Annotated in this window: 24 protein-coding genes; 16 read left to right on the top strand and 8 right to left on the bottom strand. The window is 71.7% G+C overall.

From position 1 onward, the window contains the following. The first annotated feature begins 21 nt into the window (after nt 1-21). The 4 genes from ACK4UM_RS02390 to ACK4UM_RS02405 all read left to right on the top strand — a co-directional run bounded on the left by ACK4UM_RS02390 (nt 22) and on the right by ACK4UM_RS02405 (nt 5200). Complete coding sequence (locus tag ACK4UM_RS02390; RefSeq protein ID WP_409795072.1) at nt 22-1863, top strand: ABC-F family ATP-binding cassette domain-containing protein; 1842 nt, start codon at nt 22-24, stop codon at nt 1861-1863. A gap of 93 nt (nt 1864-1956) precedes the next feature. Further along, nucleotides 1957-3921: a methyl-accepting chemotaxis protein gene (locus ACK4UM_RS02395; protein WP_409795075.1), complete on the top strand. Its 1965-nt coding sequence runs from the start codon at nt 1957-1959 to the stop codon at nt 3919-3921. A gap of 99 nt (nt 3922-4020) precedes the next feature. After that, nucleotides 4021-4923 carry a dihydrodipicolinate synthase family protein gene (locus ACK4UM_RS02400; RefSeq protein ID WP_409795078.1) on the top strand — a complete coding sequence of 301 codons (903 nt, stop codon included), beginning with the start codon at nt 4021-4023 and terminating at the stop codon, nt 4921-4923. A 145-nt stretch (nt 4924-5068) separates the two neighbouring features. After that, nucleotides 5069-5200 (top strand): hypothetical protein, encoded by a 132-nt coding sequence (locus ACK4UM_RS02405; RefSeq protein WP_409795081.1) that lies wholly within the window; start codon nt 5069-5071, stop codon nt 5198-5200. 210 nt (nt 5201-5410) lie between these two features. Here ACK4UM_RS02405 and ACK4UM_RS02410 read toward each other — a convergent pair whose 3' ends face one another. Genes ACK4UM_RS02410 through ACK4UM_RS02430 form a run of 5 tightly spaced genes read right to left on the bottom strand, consistent with a single transcriptional unit; the run spans nt 5411 to nt 8727 of the window. Further along, nucleotides 5411-6235, bottom strand: coding sequence for a TrmH family RNA methyltransferase (locus ACK4UM_RS02410; RefSeq protein WP_409795084.1), 825 nt, complete (start codon nt 6233-6235; stop codon nt 5411-5413). Then, nucleotides 6232-6459, bottom strand: coding sequence for a Trm112 family protein (locus ACK4UM_RS02415; RefSeq protein WP_409795086.1), 228 nt, complete (start codon nt 6457-6459; stop codon nt 6232-6234). The genes ACK4UM_RS02410 and ACK4UM_RS02415 overlap by 4 nt, the downstream gene beginning before the upstream one ends. A gap of 7 nt (nt 6460-6466) precedes the next feature. Next, complete coding sequence (locus ACK4UM_RS02420; RefSeq protein WP_409795088.1) at nt 6467-7141, bottom strand: LON peptidase substrate-binding domain-containing protein; 675 nt, start codon at nt 7139-7141, stop codon at nt 6467-6469. A 48-nt stretch (nt 7142-7189) separates the two neighbouring features. Further along, nucleotides 7190-8098, bottom strand: a complete 909-nt coding sequence (gene trxA, locus ACK4UM_RS02425) for a thioredoxin (protein ID WP_409795091.1) — start codon at nt 8096-8098, stop codon at nt 7190-7192. Between the two features lie 35 nt (nt 8099-8133). Further along, entirely contained in the window at nt 8134-8727 is a 594-nt protein-coding gene (locus tag ACK4UM_RS02430) for a prolyl-tRNA synthetase associated domain-containing protein (protein WP_409795093.1), read from the bottom strand. Nucleotides 8728-8777: 50 nt separating this feature from the next. On the opposite strand from ACK4UM_RS02430, the gene ACK4UM_RS02435 reads away from it, so the two are divergent. The 4 genes from ACK4UM_RS02435 (at nt 8778) to ACK4UM_RS02450 (ending at nt 13467) form a co-directional block, all read left to right on the top strand. Continuing rightward, complete coding sequence (locus ACK4UM_RS02435) at nt 8778-8987, top strand: hypothetical protein (protein ID WP_409795096.1); 210 nt, start codon at nt 8778-8780, stop codon at nt 8985-8987. Beyond that, nucleotides 8977-10029, top strand: a complete 1053-nt coding sequence (locus tag ACK4UM_RS02440) for an EscU/YscU/HrcU family type III secretion system export apparatus switch protein (RefSeq protein WP_409795098.1) — start codon at nt 8977-8979, stop codon at nt 10027-10029. The genes ACK4UM_RS02435 and ACK4UM_RS02440 overlap by 11 nt, the downstream gene beginning before the upstream one ends. A 102-nt stretch (nt 10030-10131) precedes the next feature. Then, entirely contained in the window at nt 10132-10950 is an 819-nt protein-coding gene (locus ACK4UM_RS02445) for a universal stress protein (RefSeq protein ID WP_409795101.1), read from the top strand. A gap of 141 nt (nt 10951-11091) precedes the next feature. Further along, the gene (locus ACK4UM_RS02450; protein ID WP_409795104.1) at nt 11092-13467 is read left to right on the top strand and encodes a methyl-accepting chemotaxis protein; all 2376 of its coding nucleotides are present in this window, start codon (nt 11092-11094) and stop codon (nt 13465-13467) included. A gap of 3 nt (nt 13468-13470) precedes the next feature. Here ACK4UM_RS02450 and ACK4UM_RS02455 read toward each other — a convergent pair whose 3' ends face one another. Continuing rightward, nucleotides 13471-15459 (bottom strand): lytic transglycosylase domain-containing protein, encoded by a 1989-nt coding sequence (locus ACK4UM_RS02455; RefSeq protein WP_409795107.1) that lies wholly within the window; start codon nt 15457-15459, stop codon nt 13471-13473. Between the two features lie 273 nt (nt 15460-15732). Between ACK4UM_RS02455 and dapA the strand changes: the two genes are divergently transcribed. Both dapA and smpB read left to right on the top strand, forming a co-directional pair. After that, nucleotides 15733-16632, top strand: a complete 900-nt coding sequence (dapA, locus tag ACK4UM_RS02460; RefSeq protein WP_409795108.1) for a 4-hydroxy-tetrahydrodipicolinate synthase — start codon at nt 15733-15735, stop codon at nt 16630-16632. A gap of 7 nt (nt 16633-16639) precedes the next feature. Next, nucleotides 16640-17113, top strand: coding sequence for an SsrA-binding protein SmpB (smpB, locus tag ACK4UM_RS02465; protein ID WP_409795111.1), 474 nt, complete (start codon nt 16640-16642; stop codon nt 17111-17113). Nucleotides 17114-17391: 278 nt separating this feature from the next. Here the strand turns inward: smpB and ACK4UM_RS02470 are convergent, their stop codons facing one another. Continuing rightward, entirely contained in the window at nt 17392-18159 is a 768-nt protein-coding gene (locus ACK4UM_RS02470; RefSeq protein ID WP_409795114.1) for a ComF family protein, read from the bottom strand. A 71-nt stretch (nt 18160-18230) separates the two neighbouring features. Beyond that, the gene (locus tag ACK4UM_RS02475) at nt 18231-18392 is read right to left on the bottom strand and encodes a YqaE/Pmp3 family membrane protein (protein WP_409795117.1); all 162 of its coding nucleotides are present in this window, start codon (nt 18390-18392) and stop codon (nt 18231-18233) included. A gap of 219 nt (nt 18393-18611) precedes the next feature. On the opposite strand from ACK4UM_RS02475, the gene ACK4UM_RS02480 reads away from it, so the two are divergent. The 6 genes from ACK4UM_RS02480 to ACK4UM_RS02505 all read left to right on the top strand — a co-directional run bounded on the left by ACK4UM_RS02480 (nt 18612) and on the right by ACK4UM_RS02505 (nt 26441). Next, nucleotides 18612-20294, top strand: coding sequence for an acyl-CoA dehydrogenase family protein (locus ACK4UM_RS02480; protein ID WP_409795119.1), 1683 nt, complete (start codon nt 18612-18614; stop codon nt 20292-20294). A 291-nt stretch (nt 20295-20585) separates the two neighbouring features. Further along, complete coding sequence (locus ACK4UM_RS02485; protein ID WP_409795122.1) at nt 20586-23363, top strand: chemotaxis protein CheW; 2778 nt, start codon at nt 20586-20588, stop codon at nt 23361-23363. After that, nucleotides 23360-23848 carry a chemotaxis protein CheW gene (locus tag ACK4UM_RS02490; protein ID WP_409795125.1) on the top strand — a complete coding sequence of 163 codons (489 nt, stop codon included), beginning with the start codon at nt 23360-23362 and terminating at the stop codon, nt 23846-23848. Before ACK4UM_RS02485 ends, ACK4UM_RS02490 begins: the two co-directional genes overlap by 4 nt. A 13-nt stretch (nt 23849-23861) precedes the next feature. Next, on the top strand, nt 23862-24227 hold the full coding sequence (locus ACK4UM_RS02495) for a response regulator (protein WP_409795127.1): 366 nt from the start codon (nt 23862-23864) through the stop codon (nt 24225-24227). A 118-nt stretch (nt 24228-24345) separates the two neighbouring features. Further along, nucleotides 24346-25590 (top strand): chemotaxis-specific protein-glutamate methyltransferase CheB, encoded by a 1245-nt coding sequence (gene cheB / locus ACK4UM_RS02500; RefSeq protein ID WP_409795130.1) that lies wholly within the window; start codon nt 24346-24348, stop codon nt 25588-25590. Beyond that, the gene (locus ACK4UM_RS02505; protein ID WP_409795133.1) at nt 25587-26441 is read left to right on the top strand and encodes a CheR family methyltransferase; all 855 of its coding nucleotides are present in this window, start codon (nt 25587-25589) and stop codon (nt 26439-26441) included. Before cheB ends, ACK4UM_RS02505 begins: the two co-directional genes overlap by 4 nt. The last annotated feature ends 24 nt before the right edge of the window (nt 26442-26465 follow it).

Genomic DNA, 26465 nt, shown 5'->3' on the forward strand with positions numbered 1-26465 from the left:
GGAACCCTGTAGGAAGCGCCTATGGCACTTCCTCCGCTCCTCCATCTCCAGAACGTCGCCCTCACCTTCGGCGGGACGCCGCTGCTCGAGCGCGCCGAGCTCGCCGTCGCGCCGGGCGAGCGGGTGGCGCTCGTCGGGCGCAACGGCTCGGGCAAGTCGACGCTCCTGAAGATCGCCGCCGGGCTCGTCGAGCCCGATGCGGGCGTGCGCTTCGTGCAGCCCGGCGCCACGATCCGCTACCTGCCCCAGGAGCCCGACTTCTCCGGCCACGACACCGTCCTCTCCTATGTCGAGGCGGGGCTCGCGCCCGGCGACGACCCCTATCGCGCGCGCTATCTCGTCGAGGAGCTCGGGCTCACCGGCGAGGAGCGCACGGATCGTCTCTCGGGCGGCGAATCGCGGCGCGCGGCGCTTGCCCGCACGCTCGCCCCCTCCCCCGACATCCTCCTCCTCGACGAGCCGACGAACCATCTCGATCTGCCCGCGATCGAATGGCTGGAGACGGAGCTGAAGGCCGCGCGCGCGGCGATCGTCCTCATCAGCCACGACCGCCGCTTCCTCGAGGCGCTCTCGCGGGCGACCGTCTGGCTCGATCGCGGGCAGACGCGGCGGCTCGAGGAGGGCTTCTCCGCCTTCGAGGCCTGGCGCGATACCGTCTTCGAGGAGGAGGAGCGCGAGCGCCACAAGCTCCAGCGCAAGATCGCGGCCGAGGAGGACTGGCTGCGCTACGGCGTCACCGCGCGCCGCAAGCGCAACGTCCGCCGCCTCGGCCTCCTGCACGACATGCGCAAGGAACTCAAGGAAGAGCGCAAGCGCGTCGGCGACGTCCGCATGGCGGCCGCCGAGGGCGAGACCTCGGGCAAGGTCGTGATCGAGGCGAAAGGCGTCTCGAAGAGCTACGACGAGCGCCCGATCGTGAAGGATTTCTCGATGCGCGTCGCGCGCGGCGACCGCATCGGGATCGTCGGCCCCAACGGCGCGGGCAAGACGACGCTGATCGCGCTCCTCACCGGACAGGCCGCGCCCGATGCGGGACAGGTCACGCTGGGCGCGAACCTGCAGATGGTGACCCTCGACCAGCGCCGCGAGAGCCTCGACCCGACCTGGACGCTCGCCGAGGCGCTCACCGGCGGGCGCGGCGACACGGTCACCGTCGGCACGGAGAAGCGCCACGTCGTCTCCTACATGAAGGACTTCCTGTTCGCGCCCGAGCAGATGCGCACCCCCGTCTCGACCCTTTCGGGCGGCGAGCGCGGGCGCCTCATGCTCGCGCGCGCGCTCGCCAAGCCCTCGAACCTCCTCGTCCTCGACGAGCCGACGAACGATCTCGACCTCGAGACGCTCGACCTCCTGCAGGAGCTCCTCGCCGATTACGACGGCACCATCCTCCTCATCAGCCACGACCGCGACTTCCTCGACCGCACGGTGACGCAGACCCTCGTCGCCGAGGGCGAGGGGCGCTTCGTCGCTTACGCAGGGGGATATTCGGACATGGTCGCGCAGCGCGGCCACGGGATCGGCCCGCGGACCGTCTCTCCCGAGCCCGCCCGCCCCGCCGAGAAGGCGCCGCGAGTCGAGGGGCGCGGCGGCGAGCGCAAGCGCCGGCTCTCGGCCTCCGAGAAGCACGCGCTCGAGACCCTGCCCGGCTTCATCGCCGCGCTCGAGCGCGACATCGCCAAGATCCAGGCCGCGCTCGACGATCCGGACCTCTACACCCGCGACCCCGCCCGGTTCGAGAAGCTGACCAATCTCATGGCCAACGCCCAGTCGAAACTCGCCGAGAGCGAGGAGCGCTGGCTGGCGCTGGAGATGCTGCGCGAGGAGATCGAGGGAGAAAAATTTCCTGCATTGCGCTTACGTTAGGTAAATCAACTCAAATTTAAGACGCCTGGCCCTAACCTATGTTGCGCAATTCAGCCGGGCGCCCGCAACCCGGCACAGTTCGGGGCTGAGGATATGGTCAAGGTTCGCAACGGCATCGCCACGCGTCTGGCGGCCGGCTTCGGTTTCATGCTTCTCCTGATGGGCGCGCTGACCTTCGTGTCGGTCGCCGAGGTCAACAAGCTCGACCGCAACCTGCGGCAGATCAACGAGGTGAACAGCGTCCTGCAGCGCTACGCGATCAATTTCCGCGGCAGCGTGCACGATCGCGCCATCGCCATCCGCGACGTCGTGCTCGTCGAGGACGCCGCCGCGCGCGAGGCGCAGGTGCGGCTCATCGAGCGCCTCGCCGACGCCTATGCCGAGAACGAGCGGCTGATGGACGCGCTCGCGGCCGAGGTCGGCCTCGCCGACGAGCCCCGCCGCATCCTCGTCGACATCGCGGCCGTCCAGGCCCGCACGAACCCGCTCGTCGACCGGATCGTCGCGCTCCAGCGCGCGGGCGACGGCGCCGGGGCGCAGCGCATCCTGCTCGGCGAGGTGAGCGGCCTGTTCGACGATTGGCTCGCCGCCATCAACCGCTTCATCGACTACCAGGAGGCGCAGAACCGCGGCATCGGCGCGCAGGTGGCGCAGAGCGCGAGCGGCTTCCAGACGCTGGCCATGATCGCGCTCCTCGTCGCGATCGCGCTCGCGATCGGCGCGGCGAGCCTCGTGGGGCGCTCGATCATCCGCCCGGTCCGCAGCCTCGTCTCCGTGATGCAGGCGCTCGCGGCGGGCCAGCACAAGGTCGAGATCGTCGGTGCCGAGCGCACGGACGAGATCGGCGAGATGGCGAAGACCGTCGCCGTCTTCCGCGACAATGCGGTCGAGCGCGCCCGTCTCGAGCGCGACGCGCAGCGCGAGCGCGACCGCGAGCGCCAGCGCCAGGCGCAGCTCGAGGGCCTCATCGCCCGCTTCCGCGAGATCATCTCGCGCACCCTCGCGAGCGTGAACGACGGCACCCGCGCGATGCGCGAGACCGCGGGCTCGCTGACGAGCGTCGCCGGCACCGCGGCCGGCCAGGCGAGCGCGGCGCGCGAGGCCTCGACCACCGCGGCGAGCGAGGTGCAGTCGGTCGCGAGCGCGGCCGAGCAGCTCTCCGCCTCGATCCGCGAGATCGCCGCCCAGGCGAGCCGGGCCTCCGGCGTCGTCGAGCGGGCGACGAGCGTCGCCAACCGCACGAACGAGAAGGTCGGCAGCCTGTCGGAGGCGGCCGAGCGCATCGGCGCCGTCGTCGACATGATCCGCTCGATCGCCGAGCAGACGAACCTGCTCGCGCTCAACGCCACCATCGAGGCCGCGCGCGCCGGCGAGGCGGGCAAGGGCTTCGCCGTCGTCGCCTCCGAGGTGAAGACGCTCGCGAGCCAGACCGCGAAGGCGACCGCCGAGATCGCCGAGCAGATCACCGCCGTCCAGGGCTCGACCCGCGAGAGCGTCGACGCGATCCGCGAGATCGGCAACGCCGTCCACGAGATCGAGACCTTCATGCAGGCGATCGCGACGGCGGTCGACGAGCAGGACGGGGCGACGAAGGAGATCTCGCACTCGATCGCGGTCGCCTCGCGCGGCAGCATCGACGCCACCCAGAACGTCGAGACGGTGGCCGGCGCCATCGACGAGACGGCGGGCCAGGCGCGCACCGTGCTCGGCGTCTCCGACAAGCTCACCGCGGTGGCCCAGGAGCTGTCGCAGGCCGTCGACAGCTTCCTCCAGGGCGTCGCCGCCGACGTCGAGGACCGCCGCGGCGGCCAGCGCCTGCCGACCCAGGAGGCCGTGATGATCTTCGGCACGGGCAAGCGGCAATCGACGACGCTGATGGACATCAGCGCGACCGGCGCCCGCCTCGCCGCCTTCCCCGGCGCGCGCGTCGGCGAGCGGCTGAAGATCGCGCTGTCGAGCGGCGAGACCGTCGATGTCGAGGTGGTGCGCGTCGACGGCGGCGATTGCGGCGTGCGCTTCCTCACGGCGCCCAAATCGATCGACGCGCTCGCGGCCTGAGCGACACGTCCCGTTGCGCCGCGTCCCCCCGCGCTGTAGGTCTGGCGCGGGGGGACGCGCGCGTTCGGCGGCGCGTTCGGCGGCCCGGGGAGCGTGGTCATGCCCGAGACGACACTGTTCGAAGGCCTCTCGGCCTTCCCGCTGACGCCGACCGACGCGGACGGGCGGCTGATGCCCGACCTCATGCGCGTCTTCCTCACGCGCATCCGCGATGCCGGTGCCGATTCGATCGGCCTCCTCGGCAGCACGGGCGGCTACGCCTATCTCACGAGAGCCGAGCGCGAGCACGCCGTGCGCGTCGCCGTCGCCTGCGTGGGCGGGACGATCCCGATCGTCGTGGGGGCGGGCGCGCTGCGCACCGACGAGGCGCAGGCGCTCGCGCGCGACGCGAAGGCGGCAGGGGCCGACGGCCTCCTCCTCGCGCCGATGTCCTACGCGCCCCTGACCGACGAGGAGGTCTTCCGCCATTTCGAGGCCGTGGCGCAGGCGGCCGACCTGCCGCTGTGCGTCTACAACAACCCGACGACGACGAAATTCACCTTCTCCCCCGCGCTCCTCGCGCGCCTCGCCGACTTGCCGAACGTGGTGGCGGCGAAGATGCCGTTTCCCGTCGACGGGGGCGTCGAAGCCGAGCTCGCGACCCTGCGCGCGGCGCTGCCCGACGGCTTCGCGATCGGGTACAGCGGCGATTTCGGTGCGGCTACGGCGCTTCTGGCGGGCGCCGACGCCTGGTACAGCGTCGTGGGCGGCCTGCTGCCGGGCCCCGCCCTCGCGCTGACGCGGGCGGCGCGCGCCGGGGATCGCGAGACGACGGCGCGGCTCGCCGAGGCCTTCGCGCCGCTCTTCGGCCTGTTCCGCGCGCATGGCGGCTTTCGTGTGATGTACGCGATGGCCGATCTCCTCGGCCTCGCCCGTCTGGAGCCGCCCCGGCCCGTCCTGCCCTTGTCGGAGGGCGTTCGAGCCGAGGTCGAAGCCGCCCTCGCCCGCATCCCCTCGGCCTGAGCCCGCCCGAGGCGCCGCGCAACGTCCCGTTCACCTTGTCTCGAAAGCGACGGATCGCCTTTACCCCCCGTTCAGCCCCCTTGGCGTCTTCTGGTCTCACCAACGAAGCGGGGCCGAGTCGAAGGCCCGGACGGGGATGAGCGCGATGAGCGGACGGTTCGTGCGGACGGCAGTGTCGACCACCGGCTACAAGGCCGACCTGCGCGCGTCGCTCGCCGCACCTCTGCTCGCCTGCCTCGCCCTCCTCGTGGGCTTCCTCGTCCTCACCCTCGCCTGAGAGCCCGTGAATCTTTCGCAGGCTGTCATCCCGGGCCGCGAAGCGGACCCGGGACCCATATCCGCGACGATGGTACGAGCGCGCATGCCGCGCTCGCTGCGCGACCGAGCGAGGTCGGCGAAACGCAGCCTACAGGCTGCGACCGAGAGGTCGTGGATATGGGTCCCGGATCGCCTTCGGCGTCCGGGATGACACCGCAACGAAAGGTTTTCAAACTCTGAGGCGGGGACCCGCGAGCGCGTGGAGCGCGATCCCGCTCGCGACCGCGACGTTCAGACTGTCGAAATCCCCCGCCATCGCGATCGAGACGGTTCGCGTGCGCGCCAAGACCGCGTCCGGCAGGCCCGGCCCCTCCGCGCCGAGCACGAGCGCCGCGCGCCGCGGCGGGTCGGCGCCGAGCGCCCCCAGGCCTTCCCGGCCGCGCGGCGACAGCGCGAGCGGCACGATCCCAGCGCGCTCGAGCGCGTCGACGAGGGCCGTGGCGCCCCCGGCACGGGCGAAGGGCACCGTCAGCGCCGCGCCGACCGAGACGCGGATCGCCTTGCGATAGAGCGGATCGCAGGTCTCGGCGTCGAGGAGGACGGCGTCCGCGCCGAAGGCGGCGGCGTTGCGGAAGATGCCGCCGACATTGTCGTGATTGGCGAGCCCGACGAGCGCGACGACGAGCGCCTCTTCCGGCAGCGACGCGAGGAGCGCGTCGGCATCGGGCTCCTCCCCGCGCAGGCCGATCGCGAGGACGCCGCGATGGATCGGAAAGCCCGCGACGGCCGCCATCACGGACGGCTCGGCGCAATAGACCGGCACGTCCTCGGGAAGGCGCGCCAGCGCATCGGCGAGCGCGGCGGCGCGGGCCGGCACGAGGAGCACGGATTCGAGCGCGAAACGCCCGCGCGCGAGGGCGAGCCGCAGGACGACCTCCCCCTCCACCACGAAGCGCCCCTCGCGCCCGACGAGGTCGCGCTCGCGCACCGCGCGATAGGGCGCGAGGCGCGGGTCTTGCGGGTCGGAAACGGGCGTCAGGCGGGCGGCTCTCATTCGGTGAGCGCGCGCGCCTCCTCCGGCAGCATGATCGGGATGCCATCGCGGATCGGATAGGCGAGCTTGGCGCTTCGCGAGACGAGTTCCTGACGCGCGCGGTCGTATTCGAGCGGCCCCTTGGTCAGGGGACAGACCAGGATCTCGAGCAATTTCGGATCGATGCCGCCCGGCGCGGCCTCGGGGATCGGCGCATCGGCGGCGGCGGGGATCTCGTCGGTCATGTCGGCCTCATTGCAGCGTGGGCTCGGTGTCGTCGTTGGCGTTGCGCGCGACCTCGATCTCGGTGAGCGCGATCAGCGCCTCGGCGCGGCTCTTGAGATCGGGCGCCTCGAGCAGCGCCTGCTTCTCGCGCACGCCGAAGGGCGTCATCATGCACAGGGCGTTGACGAGCGCCTCGTTCGGCGCCTGCTCGACGCCGCGCCAATCGACCTCGATCTCCATCGCCTGCACGAATTGGCGCAGAGCCGCGAGCACGCCCTTGCGGTCGACCGCCTCCTCCCCGGCGCGGGCCTGGAAATCGGCCACGAAGGGGGTGAAGTCCGCGCGCACCTTCCGATAGGGCGTCACGGTCGCGAGCTCCTCGGCGACGCGGAAGCGGGCGATGCCCGACAGCGTGAGGAGATAGCGGCCGTCCCCCGTCTCGGCGAGCTGCGTGATGCGCCCCGCGCAGCCCACCCCGTAGAGCCGCGAGGGACCCGGCTCGCCCGCGCCGTCGGCGTCGGGCTGGATCATGCCGATCAGCCGGTCCGTGCGCAGGGCGTCGTCGATCATCGCGACGTAGCGCGGCTCGAAGATGTTGAGCGGCATCTGCCCGCGCGGCAGGAGCAGCGCGCCGGGCAGGGGGAAGATCGGGATCGTCTCCGGGCAGTCCTGCGGGCCCTTGTAGCTCGCGTTCGTCGCCATCGCCGCCTCACTCCTCGCCCGTCGGGCCGTCGGGACCGCGCGGCACCCTCAGCGGAACAGCACCGAGGAGAGCCTGCGGCGCCCGACCATGGTCGCCTCGTCCTTCGGGCCCCACGCCTCGAAGAACTGAAGGAGCTGCTTGCGCGCCCCGTCCTCGTTCCAACTACGGTCGCGGCGGACGATTTCAACCAGCGCCTCGGCGGCTTCCACACGGCGGTTGCGCGCGTTGAGCGCGAGCGCGAGGTCGAAACGGGCCTCGTGGTCGTCCGCATTCGCCGCGACGCGCCGCTCGAGGTCGGCGACGTCGCCGAGCGAGGCCGCCTGCTCGGCGAGGTCGATCGCGGTGCGCGCGGGCGCGAGCGCGGGATCGTTCGCCTTCTCGGGGGGCGCGAGCGCGAGCATGTCGCGGGCGCGGTCGAGATCGCCGGCGTCCACGTAGAGCTTCGCCATGCCGCCGATCGCGGCGACGTTCTCGGGCTCGTGCTGGAGCACCGCCGCATAGAGCTGGGCCGCGCCCTGGAGATCGCCCGCGGCGGCGCGCTCGGCCGCCTGGGTCAGCGCCTTCTCGACCGGCGAGGGCCCGGCGGCGCCCGACAGCTTGTCGACGAAGGCCTTGATCTGGCTCTCGGGCACGGCGCCCATGAAGGCGTCGACCGGCTGGCCCTGCACGAAGGCGACGACGGCCGGGATCGACTGGACGCCGAGCTGGCCGGCGATCGTGGGGTGCTCGTCGATGTTCATCTTGACGAGCTTGACCTTGCCCTTGGCCTCGCGGACCACCTTCTCGAGCACGGGGGCGAGCTGCTTGCAGGGGCCGCACCAGGGCGCCCAGAAATCGACGAGCACCGCCTGCTTCATGCTCTCGGCGATGACGTCCTGCCGGAACGTCGCCGTGGTCGTGTCCTTGACGAGGTCCGCGCCCTGGGCGGCCCCTCCGTTCATGCCGTTCGTCAGCATCGTTTCGTCGAGCTCCTACGGGTCGTCGCGCGCGCTCAAGATGGGGTGGCGGTGGCGGGCGCGCCAGAGGGTTTTTCCGCGCCCGCCGCTTCGTGCCCCGTGGATGCGTCGTCCTCGGGGACGGGCAGGTCGATCGGCTGCGGCGGATGGCCGATCGCGTCGAGGAAGCGCAGGAGATCCTCGCGCGACACGGCCGTCGTCATCGTGTTGACGAGCGGGTGCGCGTTGAGGACGTCATAGGCGAGGAGCGTGCGGTCGATGAAGAAGCGCACCCGCCGCTCGCGGTCGTTGACGACGGCATAGGGCGTGACCGAGCCCGGCTCGACCCCGAGCAGCGCCCGCAGTTGCTCCGCCGACCCGAACGACACCCGCCCCGACGCCCCGATCGCGAGATGCAGCCGCTTCAGATCGATGCGCGCATGCGCGTGCGCGGTGACGAGAAAGAAGGCGCCCTTCTTGTCCTTGAGGAACAGGTTCTTGACATGCCCCCCCGGCAGATCCCGCTCCACCGCACTCGACTGCGCCACCGTGAACACCGCCTCGTGCACGACGGTACGCTGCGCGACGCCATGGCGCGCGAGAAGGGCGAGGAGATCGTCGGGGGTGAGGGGGGCAGGGGCGTCGGTCATGGGGAGGGGTATTAGGGGATGGGGCGGGCGGGGACAAGGTGGGGGGGTGGGTGCTCGTGATCGACCTCGCGCTCGTCTTCTCCTCGCGCATCGCCAAGCAGATCCAGACCATGGAATTCGCCGCGATCCTCAAGGCGCTCGCCGTGCTCGCGATGGTGCCGCTCTACGCGATCTTCCTGCAGCAATACGTCGTCTCGGACTGGCGCGAGCTCCTCGCCTTCGCCGAGACGCTGACGCGGATCGAACGCCATGGCCGGTAAGGACGACGCCGAGGAGGCGACCTTCGATCCGTCGCCGCAGCGCCTGCGCCAATTGCGCGAGCAGGGCCAGGTGCCGCGCAGCCAGGAGCTCGTCGACGCGATCACGCTGCTCGCGGTGCTCGGCTACGTGATCGCGATGGGGGACCTCTATTACGATTCCTTCGCGCGGCTGTTCACGGACTTGCCCGTCTTCGATCCGCTCCCCTTCGCCGACCGGCTCGGCGCGACCCTCGGGATCCTGTCCTACACGGTGCTGGTGCTCGTGGTGCCGCCGATGGCGATCGCGATCTTCGCCGCGATCGTGGGAACGATGCTCGACACCGGCGGCTTCCTGTTCAGCTTGAAGGCGCTGACGCCGAACTTCGCCAAGTTCAACCCGGTCGAGGGCTTGAAGAACATCTTCAAGCTGCGCAGCTTCGTCACGCTCCTCCAGGCGACCGTCAAGATCGCCGTCTTTTCCGCCTGCATCGTCGTGATCGTGCGCGGCTACGTCAACGACGCGCTCTGGTCGCCGACCTGCGGGCTCGATTGCGTGAGCGCGGTGGGCGGGGCGGCGCTCCTGCGCATCCTCCTCGTCGGCTGCTTCCTCCTGATCGTCTTCGCGGCGATCGACGTGATCATCGCCCGCTGGATGTTCACCCGCGACAACCGGATGACGCTCACGGAAGTGAAGCGCGAGATGAAGGAGAATTTCGGCGATCCGCACGTGCGCGGCGAGCGCCAGGCCGAGCGCAAGCGCGTGGCGCAGATGGCGGGGCTGGTGGGGCCCAACAACGCCAATCTCTGGATCGTCGGCGCCGACGGCGCGGTCGGCATCACCTACAAGCCCGAGGAATCCGGCGTGCCGATCGTCGCCGCCAAGGCGGCCGGCGACGCCGCCGCGCGCGTCCTCGCCCAGGCCCGCGAGAAGGGCGTCGCGGTCGCCGAAGACGAGGGGCTCTTCGCCGCCCTGCGGGAGAAGGGCAAGGTCGCCCAGCCGATCCCGCGGGAGACCTACGGCACCATCGCCCAGACGCTCGTCCGCGCCGGCTTCTCGGGGTGAACGGCCGGCCTTTGCGGAAGGTCAATGACGCCCCTCGCGAAGGCGCCGATCATCGGCGCCAAAGCCTGCGCGAAGCGGGCGAAGACGCAGAGGGAAACGAACATGTACAAGGACATTCTCGTCGTGCCGACGGCCCGGTCCGAGGCGGTGGGCCCCTTCGCCGCGTCCCTCGCCGACAGCTTCCGGGCGGGCCTGCGCGTCGTCGGCCCCGCGCTCGATCTCGCCGCGCCGAGCTACGTCGTGCCCGAGATGCCGGTCGAGATCCTCGACAATGCCCGCGAGAGCGTGCGCGCCGCCGCCCGCGACCGCGTCGAGGGCATCGCCGGGCTCGCGCGCGAGAAGGGCATCGACCCGCGCACCGAGGTGATCTCGGGCAGCCTCGACGCCTGCGCCCACGAACTCGCCCGCCGCGCCCGCTATTGCGACCTCGCGATCGTCGAGCAGCCCGACCGCGAGGCGCGCGAGGGCGACACCCAGCTCCTCGAGGCGATCCTGTTCGGCTCGGGCCGTCCGCTCCTCGTCGTGCCCTTCATCCAGAAGCGCGCGCTCGCCTTCGACAACGCCCTCGTCGCCTGGGACGAGAGCGCGACCGCCGCCCGCGCGGTGGCCGCCGCGCTGCCCTTCCTCAAGCGCACGAACCATGTCGAGGTCGTCACCGTCGACGACAGGAGCCGCCCGCGCTCGGCCGAGCCCGAGACGCTCGCCCGTCATCTCGAGGCGCATGGCGTGCGCACGCGCGGCCGGCGCCTTCCCAATGTCGGCGACGTCACCGACACGCTCCTCTCGCACGCGGCCGACATCGGCGCCGATTACCTGGTGATGGGAGGCTACGGCCATTCGCGCCTGCGCGAATTCATCCTGGGCGGCGCCACGCGCGGCATCCTCGCCTCGATGACGGTGCCGATCCTGATGATGCATTGACGGGGCGCATCGTCGTCCTTGCGACGCGCCGGTCGGGGAAGGAGAGCGGCGGCGCCTGCGGTGGTGTGATTAGCCATTCCTCAACCGGAATGCTCTAAGACGGCGTCGGCGCGATCATGCGCCGCCAGGGCCGGATGCCCCATGCTGTCGATCCGTCGAACGAGCTTTCTTTTCACGGGCGCGGTCGGCCTCGCCGTTCTCGTCGCCGCGGGCCTCACGGTCGCGACCGAGCTGCGCCGCCTCTCGAGCGCCGTAGCCACCGGAAACGCGGTCGCCGCTTTGTCCTATCTGAACAAGGCGGCGATCGAGATCTCGCTCGAGCGCTCGCTCTCGCAGGTCGGCCTGGCGCTGCCCGGACCCTTCCCGGACCGGTTCCGATCGCTGCTCGACGAGCAGCGGCGGCGCTCGGACGCGCTGTTCTCCGATCTCGACCGGCATCTCGCCGCATCCGACGTGCCCGGCGAGGCGGCGCTCGTCGACGGGTTGCGGCGCTATCGCGACCGCCTCGCCGAGATCCGCGTCGCCTTCGATCCCGACTTGCGCGTTCCCGCCGCCGAGCGTCGGCTCGTGGACGGCGCCGTCATCGACGCGATGAAGGAGACGATCGGCGCGCTCGTGGGTCTCGGCGATCTCGTCCGCCCCGCCGCCTACGACACGCCCCCCGCCGTCGCGGCCCACGACCTCGTGATGCAGCGCGCCTGGATCGTGCGCGAGTTCGGCGGGCGCGAGCGGACCTATTTCGCCATCGCGACGGCGCTCGGCGAGCCCGTCGCGCGCGCGGCGATCCCCGAGATGCTCGAGGCGCACGGGCGCGTCCTGCAGGCCTTCGAGCTCACCCGCAGCCTCGCCGCGCGCACGCAGCTCGACCCGGCGGTCGCGGCCGCGATCGCGCGCCTCGATCGGCTCTATTTCGAAGAATACGCGGCCCTGCGGCGGGATCTCTACGCCGCGGCCGAGAGCGCCGCCTTTCCGATCGATTTCGAGACCTATTTCGCCCGCTCCTCCGAGGCGCTCGCGGCGGCGGTCGACGTGGTCGTGGCCGCGGGCGCGGCCAACATCGCGCTCGCCCGCGATCTGCGCGATTCGGCCGGGCGGCGGGTCGCCGGCATCGTCGTCCTCGCGCTCCTCGCGCTCGCGCTCACCGGCGCCGCCGTGCGCTATTTCCAAGTGCGCGTCGCCGGGCGGATCCGACGCGCGACGCAGGCGATGACGGCGCTCGCCGACGGGGAGACGCAGGTCGACCTCGCTCCGCTCGAGGGCCGCGACGAAGTCGGCGACATGGCCCGCGCGCTCGCGGTCTTCCGCGACAACGCCCTCGCCCGCGCGCGGCTCGAGGCGCAGGCGAACGAAGACCGCGCCAAGGAGATCGCCCGCCAGCACCGCGTCGAGGAGCTGGTGCGCCGCTTCCGGTCCACCGCCGCCCATGTCGAGGCGACGCTCGCCGCCGAGACCCGCGCGATGGGCGAGACCTCCGCCCAGCTCACCCGCGTCAGCAGCGCCGCCGCCGTTCAGGCCCGCGCCGCCGGCAGCGCCGCCGCGGACGCCGACGGCAACGTCCAGGCGGTCGGGGGCGCGGCCGCCGCGCTCGCCGGCTCGATCGAGGACATCGCCCGCGAGGCGCGCGAGGCCACGGACCGGATCGCCGAGGCGGAGGCGCGCTCGCGCCAGGCCAACGCCACCGTCGCCGATCTGTCGCGCGGCGCGGAGGCGATCGGCACCGTCGTCGCGCTCATCCGCGACATCGCCGAACAGACCAATCTCCTCGCCCTCAACGCCACGATCGAGGCGGCGCGCGCGGGCGAGGCCGGCCGCGGCTTCGCCGTGGTCGCGGCCGAGGTGAAGACGCTCGCGAGCCAGACCGCGAAGGCGACCGAGGAGATCGCCGGGCAGATCCAGTCGATCCAGGGGCTCACCGGCGACGCGGTCCGCGCCATCGACGGCATCGTCGGCTCGATCGGCGATATCTCCCGCGTCGCGCGCTCCCTCGCGGGCTCGGTCGAGATCCAGGACCGCTCGACGCGCGAGATCGCGGGCGCCATCGCCCGCGCGGCGCAGGGCTCGACGCAGCTCGCCTCCGCGCTCGGCGTGGTGGGGACCGCCATCGAAGACACCCGCGGGGAGGCCGACCGGGTGCGCTCCGTCTCCGACCGCGTCGAGAGCGTCGCCGCCGAGATGGCGCGGGCGGTGGAGGCCTTCGTCTCGGGCGTCGCCGGAGACGTCGAGGAGCGCCGCGCCGACCTGCGCGTCCCCGCCGACGATCCGGTGGTGATCGAGGCCGGTGGGCGGCGCTTCGACGCCCGTCTCCTCGATCTCGCCCGCGCCGGCCTGCGCATCGCCTTCGCGGACGGCACCGCCGCGCTGCCCGGCGGCGCGCGCATCGCGGTGCGGTTCGGCTGCGGCTCCGTCGTCGATGGCGAGATCGCCTGGTTCGCGCGCACGAGCGCCGGCGTCAGGGTCCTCGCCGATCCCTCCGGCGTGCTCGCCGGCCGCGCCGAGGAGGCCCTGCGCGCGGCGTGAGCCTCAGCGCGCGCGGCCGCGGCGCAGGTCCTCCAGGATGGTCAGCGGCCGGTCGCCCTCGAGGCGGGCGCGGTAGACCTGATAGTTCTCCATCACGCGCATGACGTAGTTGCGCGTCTCCGGAAATGGGATCTGCTCGATCCAATCGATCGGATCGACGCGGCCCTCGCGGGGGTCGCCGAACCGGTCGATCCAGCGGCGCACGTGCCCGCCGCCCGCATTGTAGGCGGCGAAGACGAGGATGTAGGAGCCGTTCCATTCCTCCATCAGCTCGGCGAGATGCGCCGAGCCGAGCGTCGCGTTGTAGGCGGGGTCGGCGGTGAGGCGGCGCACGTCGTGGGGCAGGCCGAAGCGGCTCGCGGTGCGCTGGGCGGTCGCGGGCATCAGCTGCATCAGCCCGAGCGCGCCCGCATGGCTGCGCGCGGTCGCGTGGAAGGCGCTCTCCTGGCGCGCGATCGCGTAGACGAGGGCCGGCGGCACCTCGGCCGCGACCGAGCGGAATTGCGGGATCCCGAGCGTCGGGAAGGCGTGCTGGTCGAGGGGCAGCCCGCGATAGACCGCCGAGCGGCCGAGCGCGAGGAGACCGCGGGCGTCCCCGTTCGCCGCCGCCGCGTCGCCGATCGCGGCGAGCAGGACCGGATCGTCGAGCGTGCGGCCGATCGCGGCGTAGAGCGGGATCGCCCGCTCGCGCAGGCCCGCCTCCTCCATGAGCGCGACGGCGCGCGCGGCGGGGATCCGGTCGAGCGCCTCGCGGATCGCCGCCTCGTCCGGCGCGGCGGCCATGTCGGGCACCGCGGCGACCTCGCCGGCATCCGCATCGGCGGCGATCTCGGTGCCGGCGCTGGCGACGCGCGTGGCCTCCTCGGGGGGCGTCGGCGCGCGCAGGCGCAGATGCGTCTCGCCGAGCGCGACGAGGGAGAGCTGGCCGTAATAGGTGATCGGATGGGCCGCGGCCTCCCGGTAGAAGCCCTCGGCCGCTTGCCCGTCGCCCATGGCGTCGGCGGCGCGCGCGCGCCAATAGGCGACGCGGGTGATCGAGATCGGCATCGTCGCGTGCGCGGCCGCGGCGGCGAAATGCCCGGCGGCGGCGTCCGGCGCGTCGAGGAAGCGCAGCGCGATCCACCCCGCCGTCCATTCCGCGTCTATGATCTCGGTCGCGCTCTGCGCCGCGTGATTGGCGGCGATGGCGTAGGCGCGCGCGGCATCGCCCGCCTCGAGCGTCGAGCGCGCCACGATGCGCCGCTCCGTCCACCAGGCGTCGCCGTCGACGAGGAGCCCCGGCTCGCGCGGGGCGCTCGACAGAAGAAGGGCGGCCTCGGCGAAGCGCCCTTCGTTGCGCAGGAAGCGCAGGCGCGAGAACAAGGCCGAGGGATCGCGCGCGACCCGCTCCGGCAGGTCCGCGAGCACGCGCTCGGCGTTGCGGGCGCGGGTGATCACGGCGCGGCGCGCGGCGAGAAGCGCCTGGAGATCGCCGTGGCCCGATTGCGGCAATTGGGCGATGACGCGCCCGGCCGCGTCCCAGTCGCTGCGGAACAGGGCGCGCTCGAAGCGCACGCGATGATCCACCGGCCGCAGCCGCTGGCCGTGCTCGAGCAGGAAGAGCGCCTCGAACGAGACCCCGAGCGTGTCGTTGCGCCAGGTCTCGCGCACGAGCGCCTCGGCGTCCTCGGTCAGGTCTTCGGCGAGGAAGGCGCGGGCGAGCGCGAGCGTGCCGCCGGGGGTGACCGGGCGGCCGCGGGCGAAGAAGCCGATCACCGTCTCCGCCGGCAGGTTCTCGCGCACGAGGGCCTCCTCGGCCCGGCGGCGCACGATGGCGACGTCCGGCCAATCGGGATTGTCGCGCAGGAAGGCGGCGAGGCGCTCGAAGCGGCGCACGGCGCCCGCGCGGATCGCGAGCCATTCGCCGACGACGAGAGCGGCGGGGTCGCCCGTCCAGGCGGCGGCGAGGGCGTCGGCGACGTCGACGCGCCCCTCCGCATACGCCTCGAGCATCGCGACGAGGCTCGCGCGCTGCGCCTGGGCGGCGGACGCATCGGGCGCGGCGGGATCGGCGAGCGCCGTGCGGGCGCCGGCCCGCTCGGGCGGCGTCGGAGCGGCCTGGGCGGAGGCGTGCGTCGCGCCGCCGAGGAGGAGGAGCGTAGCGAGCGCCGTCGCAACCGCGGTCCCGAACGGTTTGCGCCTGCGGGCAGCGCGCGTTATGTATCCCGCCCCAGCGCGCGCGGAGGCCCCGCGCGCCGCGTCGACGCCTGGTTCGGGAGCCCGAAGATGTCCGATTCCGCCGCCCGCCTGAGAGGCTCCCTCGTGGCTCTGGTGACACCCTTCGGCGAGGATGGCGGCGTCGACTTCGCGGCCCTGCGCAAGCACGTCGCCTGGCAGATCGCCGAGGGCACGAACGGGCTCGTCCCCGTCGGCACCACCGGCGAGAGCCCGACGCTCTCCCACGAGGAGCACAAGCGCGTCGTCGAGATCACCGTCGAGGAGACGGCCGGGCGCGTTCCGGTGGTCGCCGGCGCCGGCTCGAATTCCACCGCGGAGGCGCTCGACTTCGCGCGCCATGCCGAGCGCGCCGGCGCGGATGCGCTCCTCGTCGTCACGCCCTATTACAACAAGCCTACGCAAGAGGGCCTCTTTCAGCATTACAAGGCGATCGCCGAGGCGGTGACGCTGCCGATCCTCATCTACAACATCCCCGGCCGCTCGGTGATCGACATGTCCGTCGACACGATGGCACGGCTCGCCGACTTGCCGAACATCGTCGGCGTGAAGGACGCCACCGCCAACATGACCCGCGTCAGCCTCCAGCGGCAAGCCTGCGGGAGAGACTTCGTACAGCTTTCGGGCGAAGATGCGACGGCGCTCGGATTCAACGCGCATGGCGGGGTCGGCTGCATCTCGGTGACGGCGAACGTCGCGCCGCGCCTGTGCGCGCAATTCCAGGCGGCCTGCCTCTCGGGCGACTACGCCGCCGCGCTCGCGCTGCAGGACAGGCTCCTGCCGCTGCACCAGGCGATGTTCGTCGAGACGAACCCGGCGCCGGCCAAGCACGCGCTCTCGCTCATGGGCCGCATGCGCCCCGACGTGCGCCTGCCGCTCGTGCCCGCGAGCCCGGCCGCGCAGGAGGCGGTGCGGCTCGCGATGGTCCATGCCGGCCTCCTCAACGCGTGAGGGAGCGATGTCGAAATCCAAGGACGCCAAGGCGTTCCGCGTCGTCGCCGAGAACCGCAAGGCGCGCTTCAACTACGAGATCGTCGACACCTGGGAGGCCGGCATCGCGCTCGTCGGCACCGAGGTGAAGTCGCTGCGCTCGGGCAAGGCGACGATCGGGGAGAGCTATGCCGGCCCCTCCGGCGAGGAGCTCGTGCTCTACAACGCCTACATTCCCGAATACCTGCAGGCGAACCGCTTCAACCACGAGACGCGGCGCCCGCGCAAGCTCCTCCTCCACCGCCGCGAGATCGACAAGCTCATCGGCGCCACCCAGCGCGAAGGGTTCTCGGTCGTGCCGCTGCGGCTCTATTTCAACGAGCGCGGACGCGCCAAGGTCGAGCTCGGGCTGGGCCGCGGCAAGAAGCTGCACGACAAGCGCGAGACCGAGAAGAAGCGCGACTGGGATCGGGAAAAGGCGCGGCTCCTGAAGGGCGGGTGAAGGCGCTCTCTCCTTCCCCCGAGAGCTTGTGAATCGCTTTACTGACCCCACCCCGCCGTCATTCCGGGGCTCGAAGCGAGCCCGGAACCCAGACTCCCGACGGTCGTTCGAGCGCGCATGCGCGCTCGTTCCGCAACGCCAGACCCGTGGATGCGTCGAAGGACGCAGCCTATAGGCTGCTCATCCAAGGTCGGGGTTCTGGGTTCCGGGCTCGCTTCGCGCCCCGGAATGACGGGCGGGGGGGGGGGTGATTTACGAGCTCCAAGGGGGGTCTCGCCCTACCCCTCCCCCACCACCATCGCGAACGCGACGACGTCGACGCGCGCGGCGCCTGCCCGGCGCAGGACCTTCGCGGCGGCCTCGGCGGTCGAGCCGGTGGTGAGGACGTCGTCGACGACGACCACGCGCCGTCCCTTCACCCGCTCCCGCAAGGCCTTCGGCACGGCGAGCGCCCCCTGCAGGTTCGCCTTGCGCTGGGGCCGGGTGAGCCCGACCTGGGAGCGCGTCGGCTTGACGCGCCGCAGGAGGTGCGGGTCGGCGGGGACGTCCGTGAGCCGGGAGAGCGCCTGCGCGAGGGCGGCCGCCTGGTTGAAGCGGCGGCGCCACAGGCGCGCGCGGTGGAGCGGCACCGGGATCAGCAGCTCGGCGTCGCGCAGGACGTCGCGCCCCGCCCGCCGCATCATCCGCGCGAGCGGCAGGGCGAGATCGAGCCTGTCGCCGTATTTGAGCCGGTGGACGAGGGTCCGCGCGACGCCCTCGTAGGCGACGGCGGCGCGGGCGCGGTCGAAGGGGGGCGGCGTCGCGATCGCCGCGGGCGAGAGGATCTCCCCGCCGACGTCGACGGCGAAGGGCGTGCCGAGCCGCTCGCAGAAGGGACGATCGATGAAGGAGAGCGCCCGCCAGCACTCCGCGCACAACGCGCTCGCATCCGCGGTCGCCGCCCCGCAGACGGCGCAGACCGGCGGGAAGACGAGATCGGCGAGCGCGCGCCAGGCCGAGCGGGCGTGACGCGAGAGAGGGTTCGCGGAGAGGGCGAGCGGAGCCATGGCGGAAGCCTACACGCGCAGGGCGGCCCTCGCGCAAGAGCGTCGCTTTGCGGATGCGCCGACGCCCTCCTTCAGCGGCGCGCGATGATCCAAACCGCGTGCACGATGCCGGGGATGTAGCCGAGCAGCGTGAGCAGGATGTTGATCCAGAACGGCCAGCGCAGCCCCACATGCAGCGCGACGCCGAGCGGCGGCAGGAGGATCGCGATCAGAATACGCAGGAAGTTGCCCATGCTCGGCTGCTCGGCTCCAGGAAGAACGATGCTCCGGCAACGAGCGGGAGGAGGACAAGGTTCCTGGATGCGCGGCGGCGGGGAGCCCGCGACGCCCCGTCGCGGTTCCCAGCGCCACGTTTCGACCAAAGTCACGGATCACGCGGCGCGCGCCTTCGTTATGCTGCGACGCGACAGCGATCCCGCGAAGCGATCGATCGTCAGCCGAGGAGAGAGCCCATGTCCGCCAGAGCCGCCGTCGCGTCCGCGCCGCAGCCCGATCTCGTCACGCTCCTCGCCGAGGGCGCGCGAGCGGTCGACACGATCCTCGCCGAGGCGCGCCGTCGCGTACGGGCGCGCGTCGTCGTCGACGGGCGGATCTCCCCCGAGCGGCTCGAGGCCGAGCAGCACGCCACGCACGGCCTCGCCTGGCTCGCGACCTATGCCCAGGCGATCCGCGAACTCGCGGCCTATGCCGAGCGGCTCTCGGGCGAGGGCCGCTTCGGCGAGACGGAGGCGCTGCTGACGCGGATCGCGGCGGGCGAATACGTCGCGCAGATCGCGGGCGGCATCCCGATGAGCCAGGGCGAGATCGTGCGGCTCTCCGCGCTCGGCCTGTCCGCCTCGGACGTCGGCAAGCTCTGGACGGGTGCGCTCGACGCGCTGATCGAGACCGGCAACACGCCCGAGAACCGCGCGCGCCTTGTCGTGCTCATGCGCGAGAGCGCGGCCTCGGCCACGCTCGGCGATGCGGGGCTCGACGAGACGCTCGAAGCGATCCGCACCGAGATGCGCCGCTTCAGCCAGGCGGAGGTCGAGCCGCATGCCCACGAATGGCACCTCGAGAACGCCTACATCCCCATCGAGATCATCGCCAAGATGGCCGAGCTCGGGGTGTTCGGCCTCACCATCCCGGAGGAATTCGGCGGGCTCGGCCTCTCGAAGGTGTCGATGTGCGTCGTCTCGGAGGAGCTCTCGCGCGGCTATATCGGGGTGGGCTCGCTCGGCACGCGCTCGGAGATCGCGGCGGAGCTGATCCTCGGCGGCGGCACGCAGGAGCAGAAGGAGCGCTTCCTGCCGGGCATCGCGTCCGGCGACATCCTCCCCACCGCCGTCTTCACAGAGCCGAACGTGGGCTCGGATCTCGCGAGCCTGCGCACCAAGGCGGTGCGCGAGGGCGAGGTGTGGAAGGTGTCGGGCAACAAGACCTGGATCACCCATCCCGTCCGCGCCGATCTGATGACCATGCTCGTGCGCACCAAGCCCGAGGAGCCGGGCCATCGCGGCCTCTCGATCCTCCTCGGCGAGAAGCCGCGCGGCAGCGACGAGGACCCGTTCCCCGTCGCGGGGCTCTCGGGAGGCGAGATCGAGGTGCTCGGCTATCGCGGCATGAAGGAATACGAGCTCGCCTTCGACGGCTTCGCGGTGCCCGCCGAGAACCTCCTCGGCGGGGTCGAGGGCGAGGGCTTCAAGCAGCTGATGGCGACCTTCGAATCCGCGCGCATCCAGACGGCGGCGCGCGCGGTCGGCGTCGCGCAGAGCGCGCTCGACGTCGGCCTGCGCTATGCGGAGGAGCGCCAGCAATTCGGCAAGCCGCTCGTCGCCTTCCCGCGCGTCGCCGACAAGCTCGCTCTGATGGCCGCCGAGATCCACGTCGCGCGCCAGATCACCTATTTCTCCGCGCGCACCAAGGACGAGGGGCGCCGCTGCGATCTCGAGGCCGGCATGGCGAAGCTGCTCGCCGCCCGCGTCGCCTGGGCGGCGGCGGACAATGCGCTGCAGATCCACGGCGGCAACGGCTTCGCGCTCGAATATGCGGTCTCGCGCATCCTGTGCGACGCGCGCATCCTCTCGATCTTCGAGGGCGCGGCCGAGATCCAGGCGCAGGTGATCGCCCGGCGCTTGGTCGAGCTGCAGGGGTGAGGAGGAGGAGCGCCGTCCCCGGCTTGGCTCGAATGCAAAGCCGTGTGTGCGTGCACTCCCCGTCCGCCGAGCGGAAGCAGAGGCGGGCCTGCGGCCGTCGAAGCTGTCGCATGGCACGGCGCGGACCGCCGCAATCTTTCGTGTGCTTCGAACACCTGAAATAAAAGCATTCATTAACCAAGAAGAGCACAAAGACATTTCCCAGGATCTCACGAGGGAAACGGAACTTAAACGACTTCTCGTCCAATCTCTCCTCCCGACGGCCAAGCCAGCGTGGATCGAGAGAAGTCCATGGATGAACTCCTCAGAGAATTCCTGACCGAGACCAGTGAGCATCTGGATACGGTCGATGTCGAGCTCGTCCGATTCGAGCAGGACCCCAACAACGAGAAGATCCTCTCGAACATCTTCCGCCTGGTGCACACCATCAAAGGCACCTGCGGCTTCCTCGGGCTGCCGCGGCTCGAGTCGCTCGCGCATGCGGCCGAGACCCTGATGGGCCGCTTCCGCGACGGATTGCCGGTCACCACGAGCGCGGTGACGCTGATCCTCGCGACGCTCGACCGGATCAAGGAGATCCTCGCCGAGCTCGAGCGCACCGCCGCCGAGCCCGAAGGCGAGGACGGCGACCTGATCGGCGAACTGGAGCGGATGGCCGTCGCCGACGCCGACGCGATCCTCGCCGAGGCCGCGGCCGCCAAGGCGGCGAAGGCGGCGAAGGCGGAGCCCGCGCCGGCCCCCGTCGCTCTGCCTCCCGTCGCGCCCGTCCAGGCGCTCGATCGCGATCTGAAGCCGGGCGAGGTCTCGCTCGACGAACTCGAGCGCGCCTTCATGGAGGCGCCGGGGCCCGACGAGGACACGTTCGCGCCCCCGCCCGTCGCCGCCGCGCCCGATCCCGAGCCGGAGCCGGAGCCCGTTCGCGCCGCCCCCGCGCCGCGCCCCGCGCGCGCCGTCGAGAAGGCGGCTGACAAGGCCGCCGAGAAGGCGGACGGCGAAGGCGGCGGAGCCGAGGCCGCGAACGTCTCCAAGGTGCAGACGATCCGCGTCAACGTCGACACGCTCGAACACCTGATGACGATGGTGTCCGAGCTGGTGCTGACCCGCAACCAGCTCCTCGAGATCGCCCGTCGTCACGAGGACAACGGCTTCAAGGTCCCGCTCCAGCGCCTGTCGCACGTCACCGCCGAGCTGCAGGAAGGCGTCATGAAGACGCGCATGCAGCCGATCGGGACGGCCTGGCAGAAGCTGCCGCGCATCATCCGCGACCTCTCCTCCGAGCTCTCGAAGAAGATCGAGCTCGTGATGCAGGGCGCCGATACCGAGCTCGACCGGCAGGTGCTCGAGGTCATCAAGGACCCGCTCACGCACATGATCCGCAACTCGGCGGATCACGGCATCGAGAGCCCGTCCGAGCGGCGCGCCGCCGGCAAGCCCGAGCGCGGCACGATCCGGCTGAACGCCTATCACGAAGGCGGCACCATCACGATCGAGATCTCCGACGACGGCAAGGGGCTCAATTTCGACGCCATCCGTCGCAAGGCGGTCGAGCGCGGGCTCGGCTCGGAGGGCGAGATCGACCGGATGAGCGAGGCGCAGATCGCCAAGTTCATCTTCCATCCCGGCTTCTCGACGGCCAAGCAGGTCACGGCCGTGTCCGGCCGCGGCGTCGGCATGGACGTCGTCAAGACCAATATCGAGCTCATCGGCGGCACGATCGAGATCCGCTCGGAGGAGGGCCGCGGCACCACCTTCACGATCAAGATCCCGCTGACGCTGGCGATCGTCGCCGCCCTCATCGTCTCGGCGCGCGACCAGCGCTTCGCCATCCCGCAGGTGGCGGTGCTCGAGCTCGTGCGCGTCAAGAAGGGCTCGGACCACGCCATCGAGCGCATCAACGGCACGCCGGTGCTGCGTCTGCGCGACCGGCTCCTGCCGATCGTCCCCGCGGCCAAGGTGCTCGGGCTCGACGCGGCCGAGGCGGGCGACGGCGACGAGGGCTTCGTCGTGGTCACGCAGGTCGGCCGCCAGCGCTTCGGCATCCTCGTCGACGGCGTCTTCCATACGGAGGAAATCGTCGTCAAGCCGATGTCGACGAAGCTGCGCCACATCCAGCTCTTCTCCGGCAACACCATCCTCGGCGACGGCGCCGTCGTCCTGATCATCGACCCGAACGGCATCGCCCGGATGGTCGGCTCGGGCTCCGGCGAGCAGCAATTCGGCGTCGAGGAGGCGGTGGAGACGGTGGAGACCGGCGAGAGCGAGACCGTCACGCTCCTCGTCTTCCGCGGCGGCGGCGAGAGCCTCAAGGCGGTGCCCCTGTCGCTCGTCACGCGCCTCGAGGAGATCGACGCGAGCAAGATCGAGTGGGTCGGCGGGCGTCCGCTCATCCAATATCGCGGCCGCCTGATGCCGCTCGTGCCGGCCGATCCGGCGATCGCGGTCAAGACCGAGGGCGCGCAGGCGCTGGTCGTCTTCTCCGACGGCGAGCGTGCGATGGGCCTCGTGGTGGACGAGATCGTCGATATCGTGGACGACGTGCTCGACATCGAGCTCGTCGCGGACCGCTCCGACCTCGTCGGCTCGGCGGTGGTGCGCGGGCGTGCGACGGAGATCGTCAACGTCGCCCATTACCTGCCGCTCGCCCACGAGGACTGGACCCGCGCCGGCCCGCCGCGCGTCGCCAACCTCTCGAAGACGCTGCTGCTGGTCGACGACAGCCCGTTCTTCCGCGACATGCTCACGCCGGTGCTCAAGGCCGCGGGCTTCCGCGTCCTCGCGGCAGGCTCGGCCGACGAGGCGCTCGCGATCCTCTCCGCCGACAAGCGGGTGGACGTGATCGTCACGGACGTCGAGATGCCCGGCCGCGACGGCTTCGACCTCGTCGAGGCGGTGCGCGCGCAGAGCCGGCTCGCCCACGTGCCGGTGATCGCGCTCGCCTCCGGCGTCACGCCCGACGCGATCGAGCGCGCGCGCCGCCTGCGCATTTCCGAATTCGTCGCCAAGTTCGATCGATCCGGCCTCGTCGCGGCGCTCGCCGAGACCCAGGCCGAGGTGGGAGAAGCCGCATGATCGCCGCCAATTCCAACGACACCGCGCGCGATGGCCGCTCGGTCGACACGGTCGAGTACGTGACCGTGATGGTCGCCGACCAGATGTTCGGCCTGCCGATCGATCGCGTCCACGACGTGTTCATCGCCTCCTCGCTGACCGCCGTGCCGCTCGCCCCGCGGGAGATCGCCGGGCTGTTGAACCTGCGCGGCCGCGTCGTCACGGCGATGGACCTGCGCCGACGCCTCGGCCTGCCCGATCGCGCCGAGCGCGGCAACGAGATGGCGGTCGGCCTCGAGCACAACGGGGAGAGCTACGGCCTCCTCGTCGATTCCGTCGGCGAGGTGATGAAGCTCGACGCCGACGCGCACGAGCCGAACCCCGTCCACATGGACGCGCGCTGGGTGAAGCTCTCGCGCGGCGTCCACCGGCTCGACGATCGCCTCCTGATCATCCTCGACGTCGACGCGGTCCTCGCCTTCGACGTCGATTCCCGCGCGGCCTGAGGGAGACGACGTCATGAAGCACTGCCTCGTCGTCGACGACTCGGCCGTCATCCGCAAGGTCGCCCGCCGCATCCTGGAGGGGCTCTCCTTCCGGGTGTCGGAGGCCGAGGACGGCGAGCAGGCCCTGGTGGCCTGCCGCGCCCAGATGCCGGACGCCGTGCTGCTCGACTGGAACATGCCGGTCATGGACGGGTACGACTTCCTGCGGGCCCTGCGGGCCCTGCCCGGCGGCAACCACCCGAAGGTCGTGTTCTGCACGACCGAGAACGACGTCGCCAACATCGCCCGCGCCCTGCGCGCGGGGGCGGACGAATACATCATGAAGCCTTTCGACAAGGAGATCATGACCGCCAAGATGCAGGAGGTCGGCCTCGTCTGAGGGCGCTTCGGGACGTCTCGTCTCGACCATCGCCTCGTCCGCCGACCGGTCCGATCGCCGTCGGACGTCTTCCCGGCCATACGAGGCGCCGCAGGCGCGTTGGAGAGCCATTCGCCCCATGACACCGCTGCCCGCCTCCACGACGCCTTCCGCGAGCGACGCGCCGACCCGCGTGATGGTGGTCGACGATTCCGTCGTCGTGCGCGGGCTCACCGCCCGCTGGCTGGAGGAAGCCGGTTTCGTCGTGGCGGCGACCTGCTCGAACGGCCGCATCGCCGTCGACCAGATCGAGCGGGCGCGCCCCGACATCGTCATCCTCGACATCGAGATGCCGGAGATGGACGGCCTCCAGGCCCTGCCGCTCCTCCTCGCCAAGGCGCCGCGCGCCTCGATCGTGGTGATCTCGACCCTCACCCAGCGCAACGCGCAGGTCTCGCTCAAATGTCTCTCGATGGGCGCGACGGATTACCTGCCGAAGCCCGAGAGCCATCGCGGCGTCACGACATCGACGACGTTCCGGCACGAGCTCATCACGAAGGTGCAGGGCCTCGCCGGACGGCATCGCCGCTCCGCGCCGAGCCCGATCGCCGCGGCGGGCGCGCCGCGCACGAGCCTCGCCACGCCGATGCGCGCAGGCGCGGCGCCGGAGCCCGCCGGCCAGCCGCTCGCCCGCCCGGTGCGCACCTACGGACAGGTGCGCGCGGCGCCCGCGGCGCACGAGACGCGGCTCGAGACGACGCGCGTCCAGGTGCGGCCGCGCACGGGGCTCGTCGCGCCGAAAGTCCTTCTCGTGGGCGCCTCGACGGGCGGGCCGCGCGCCGTCGGCGAGGTACTCGCCGCACTCGCGCCGAGCCTGTCGCGGGTGCCGATCCTCGTCGTCCAGCACATGCCGCCGATCTTCACCGCCGTCTTTGCCGAGCATCTCGCCGCGCAGACCCGTCTGCCGGCGGCGGAGGGGCGCGAGGGCGAGCGGCTCGAGCCGGGGCGCATCTACGTCGCCGCCGGCGGCAAGCATATGGGCCTGCGCCGCGACGGCGCCGGCGGGGCGCCGCTCGTGCGCATCGACGACGGGCCGCCGGAGAATTTCTGCAAACCCGCCGTCGACGTCCTCTTCCGGGACGCGGCGGCGATCTACGGGGCCGGGACCCTCGCCGTGGTGCTCACGGGGATGGGATCGGACGGCGCGCTCGGCGCCAAGGCGCTGGTCCAGGCCGGCGGCGCCGTCGTCGTCCAGGACGAGGCGACGAGCACGGTCTGGGGAATGCCCGGCGCAGTCGCGAAAGCCGGGCTCGCACACGATATCCTGCCGCTGCCGGCCATCGCGCCGGCGCTGAGGGGCATGCTCAACGGGGGGGCGGCATGACGGAGGCCGATTTCGATTATCTGCGGGCGTTGTTGAAGGGGCGGTCCGGCCTCGCCCTCGCGCCCGAGAAACGCTATCTCGTCGAGAGCCGGCTCTCGCCCCTGTGCCGCAAGCATGCGCTCAAGGGCCTGCCCGAACTCATCGCGCGCCTGCGCTCGGGCCGCGACAGCGCGCTCGAGATCGCCGTCGTCGAGGCCATGACGACGAACGAGACCTTCTTCTTCCGCGACCGGACGCCGTTCGACCTGTTCCGCGACGCGCTCCTGCCGAAGCTCGCCGCCGCGCGCGCCGGCAACAAGCGCCTGCGCATCTGGTGCGCCGCGGCCTCGAGCGGCCAGGAGCCCTATTCCATCGCGATGATCCTCGACGAGGCGCGCGCGCGCCTGCCGGGCTTCACCTTCGACATCCTGGCGACCGACCTCTCGCAGGAGGTGCTCGACCGGGCGAAGGCCGGCGTCTACACGCAGTTCGAGGTCCAGCGCGGCCTGCCGATCCAGATGCTCTTGAAGTATTTCAAGCAGAACGGCGACCAGTGGACGATCTCGCCGCAGATCCGCTCCATGGTGCAGTACCGCACGCTGAACCTGATCAAGGATTTCTCGCCGCTCGGCCAGTTCGACGTGATCTTCTGCCGCAACGTGCTGATCTATTTCGACCAGCCGACCAAGGCGGACGTGATGCGCCGCCTCGCCTCCGCGCTCGCGCCGGACGGGGCCCTCTTCCTCGGCGCCGCCGAGACCGTGATCGGCCTCACCGACGCCCTCGCCCCGCATCCGGAGCATCGCGGCCTCTACGTCGCGAGCCGCCCGGGCACCGCCGCCCCCCCGCTGCGCGTCGCCGCGGGGGCGTGAGGGGCCGCTCGAGCCCCTCCCCTC

Origin of the sequence: Salinarimonas sp. (assembly GCF_046292825.1) — a bacterium.
In the GTDB taxonomy this organism is placed as follows: Bacteria; Pseudomonadota; Alphaproteobacteria; order Rhizobiales; family Beijerinckiaceae; genus Salinarimonas.

Bases quoted from the DNA above. Each gene is read 5' to 3' on its own strand.
- ACK4UM_RS02390 (WP_409795072.1), top strand. From the start codon at position 22: ATGGCACTTCCTCCGCTCCTCCATCTCCAGAACGTCGCCCTCACCTTC.
- ACK4UM_RS02395 (WP_409795075.1), top strand. From the start codon at position 1,957: ATGGTCAAGGTTCGCAACGGCATCGCCACGCGTCTGGCGGCCGGCTTC.
- ACK4UM_RS02400 (WP_409795078.1), top strand. From the start codon at position 4,021: ATGCCCGAGACGACACTGTTCGAAGGCCTCTCGGCCTTCCCGCTGACG.
- ACK4UM_RS02405 (WP_409795081.1), top strand. From the start codon at position 5,069: ATGAGCGGACGGTTCGTGCGGACGGCAGTGTCGACCACCGGCTACAAG.
- ACK4UM_RS02410 (WP_409795084.1), bottom strand. From the start codon at position 6,235: ATGAGAGCCGCCCGCCTGACGCCCGTTTCCGACCCGCAAGACCCGCGC.
- ACK4UM_RS02415 (WP_409795086.1), bottom strand. From the start codon at position 6,459: ATGACCGACGAGATCCCCGCCGCCGCCGATGCGCCGATCCCCGAGGCC.
- ACK4UM_RS02420 (WP_409795088.1), bottom strand. From the start codon at position 7,141: ATGGCGACGAACGCGAGCTACAAGGGCCCGCAGGACTGCCCGGAGACG.
- trxA (WP_409795091.1), bottom strand. From the start codon at position 8,098: ATGCTGACGAACGGCATGAACGGAGGGGCCGCCCAGGGCGCGGACCTC.
- ACK4UM_RS02430 (WP_409795093.1), bottom strand. From the start codon at position 8,727: ATGACCGACGCCCCTGCCCCCCTCACCCCCGACGATCTCCTCGCCCTT.
- ACK4UM_RS02440 (WP_409795098.1), top strand. From the start codon at position 8,977: ATGGCCGGTAAGGACGACGCCGAGGAGGCGACCTTCGATCCGTCGCCG.
- ACK4UM_RS02445 (WP_409795101.1), top strand. From the start codon at position 10,132: ATGTACAAGGACATTCTCGTCGTGCCGACGGCCCGGTCCGAGGCGGTG.
- ACK4UM_RS02450 (WP_409795104.1), top strand. From the start codon at position 11,092: ATGCTGTCGATCCGTCGAACGAGCTTTCTTTTCACGGGCGCGGTCGGC.
- ACK4UM_RS02455 (WP_409795107.1), bottom strand. From the start codon at position 15,459: ATGCTCGAGGCGTATGCGGAGGGGCGCGTCGACGTCGCCGACGCCCTC.
- dapA (WP_409795108.1), top strand. From the start codon at position 15,733: ATGTCCGATTCCGCCGCCCGCCTGAGAGGCTCCCTCGTGGCTCTGGTG.
- smpB (WP_409795111.1), top strand. From the start codon at position 16,640: ATGTCGAAATCCAAGGACGCCAAGGCGTTCCGCGTCGTCGCCGAGAAC.
- ACK4UM_RS02470 (WP_409795114.1), bottom strand. From the start codon at position 18,159: ATGGCTCCGCTCGCCCTCTCCGCGAACCCTCTCTCGCGTCACGCCCGC.
- ACK4UM_RS02475 (WP_409795117.1), bottom strand. From the start codon at position 18,392: ATGGGCAACTTCCTGCGTATTCTGATCGCGATCCTCCTGCCGCCGCTC.
- ACK4UM_RS02480 (WP_409795119.1), top strand. From the start codon at position 18,612: ATGTCCGCCAGAGCCGCCGTCGCGTCCGCGCCGCAGCCCGATCTCGTC.
- ACK4UM_RS02485 (WP_409795122.1), top strand. From the start codon at position 20,586: ATGGATGAACTCCTCAGAGAATTCCTGACCGAGACCAGTGAGCATCTG.
- ACK4UM_RS02490 (WP_409795125.1), top strand. From the start codon at position 23,360: ATGATCGCCGCCAATTCCAACGACACCGCGCGCGATGGCCGCTCGGTC.
- ACK4UM_RS02495 (WP_409795127.1), top strand. From the start codon at position 23,862: ATGAAGCACTGCCTCGTCGTCGACGACTCGGCCGTCATCCGCAAGGTC.
- cheB (WP_409795130.1), top strand. From the start codon at position 24,346: ATGACACCGCTGCCCGCCTCCACGACGCCTTCCGCGAGCGACGCGCCG.
- ACK4UM_RS02505 (WP_409795133.1), top strand. From the start codon at position 25,587: ATGACGGAGGCCGATTTCGATTATCTGCGGGCGTTGTTGAAGGGGCGG.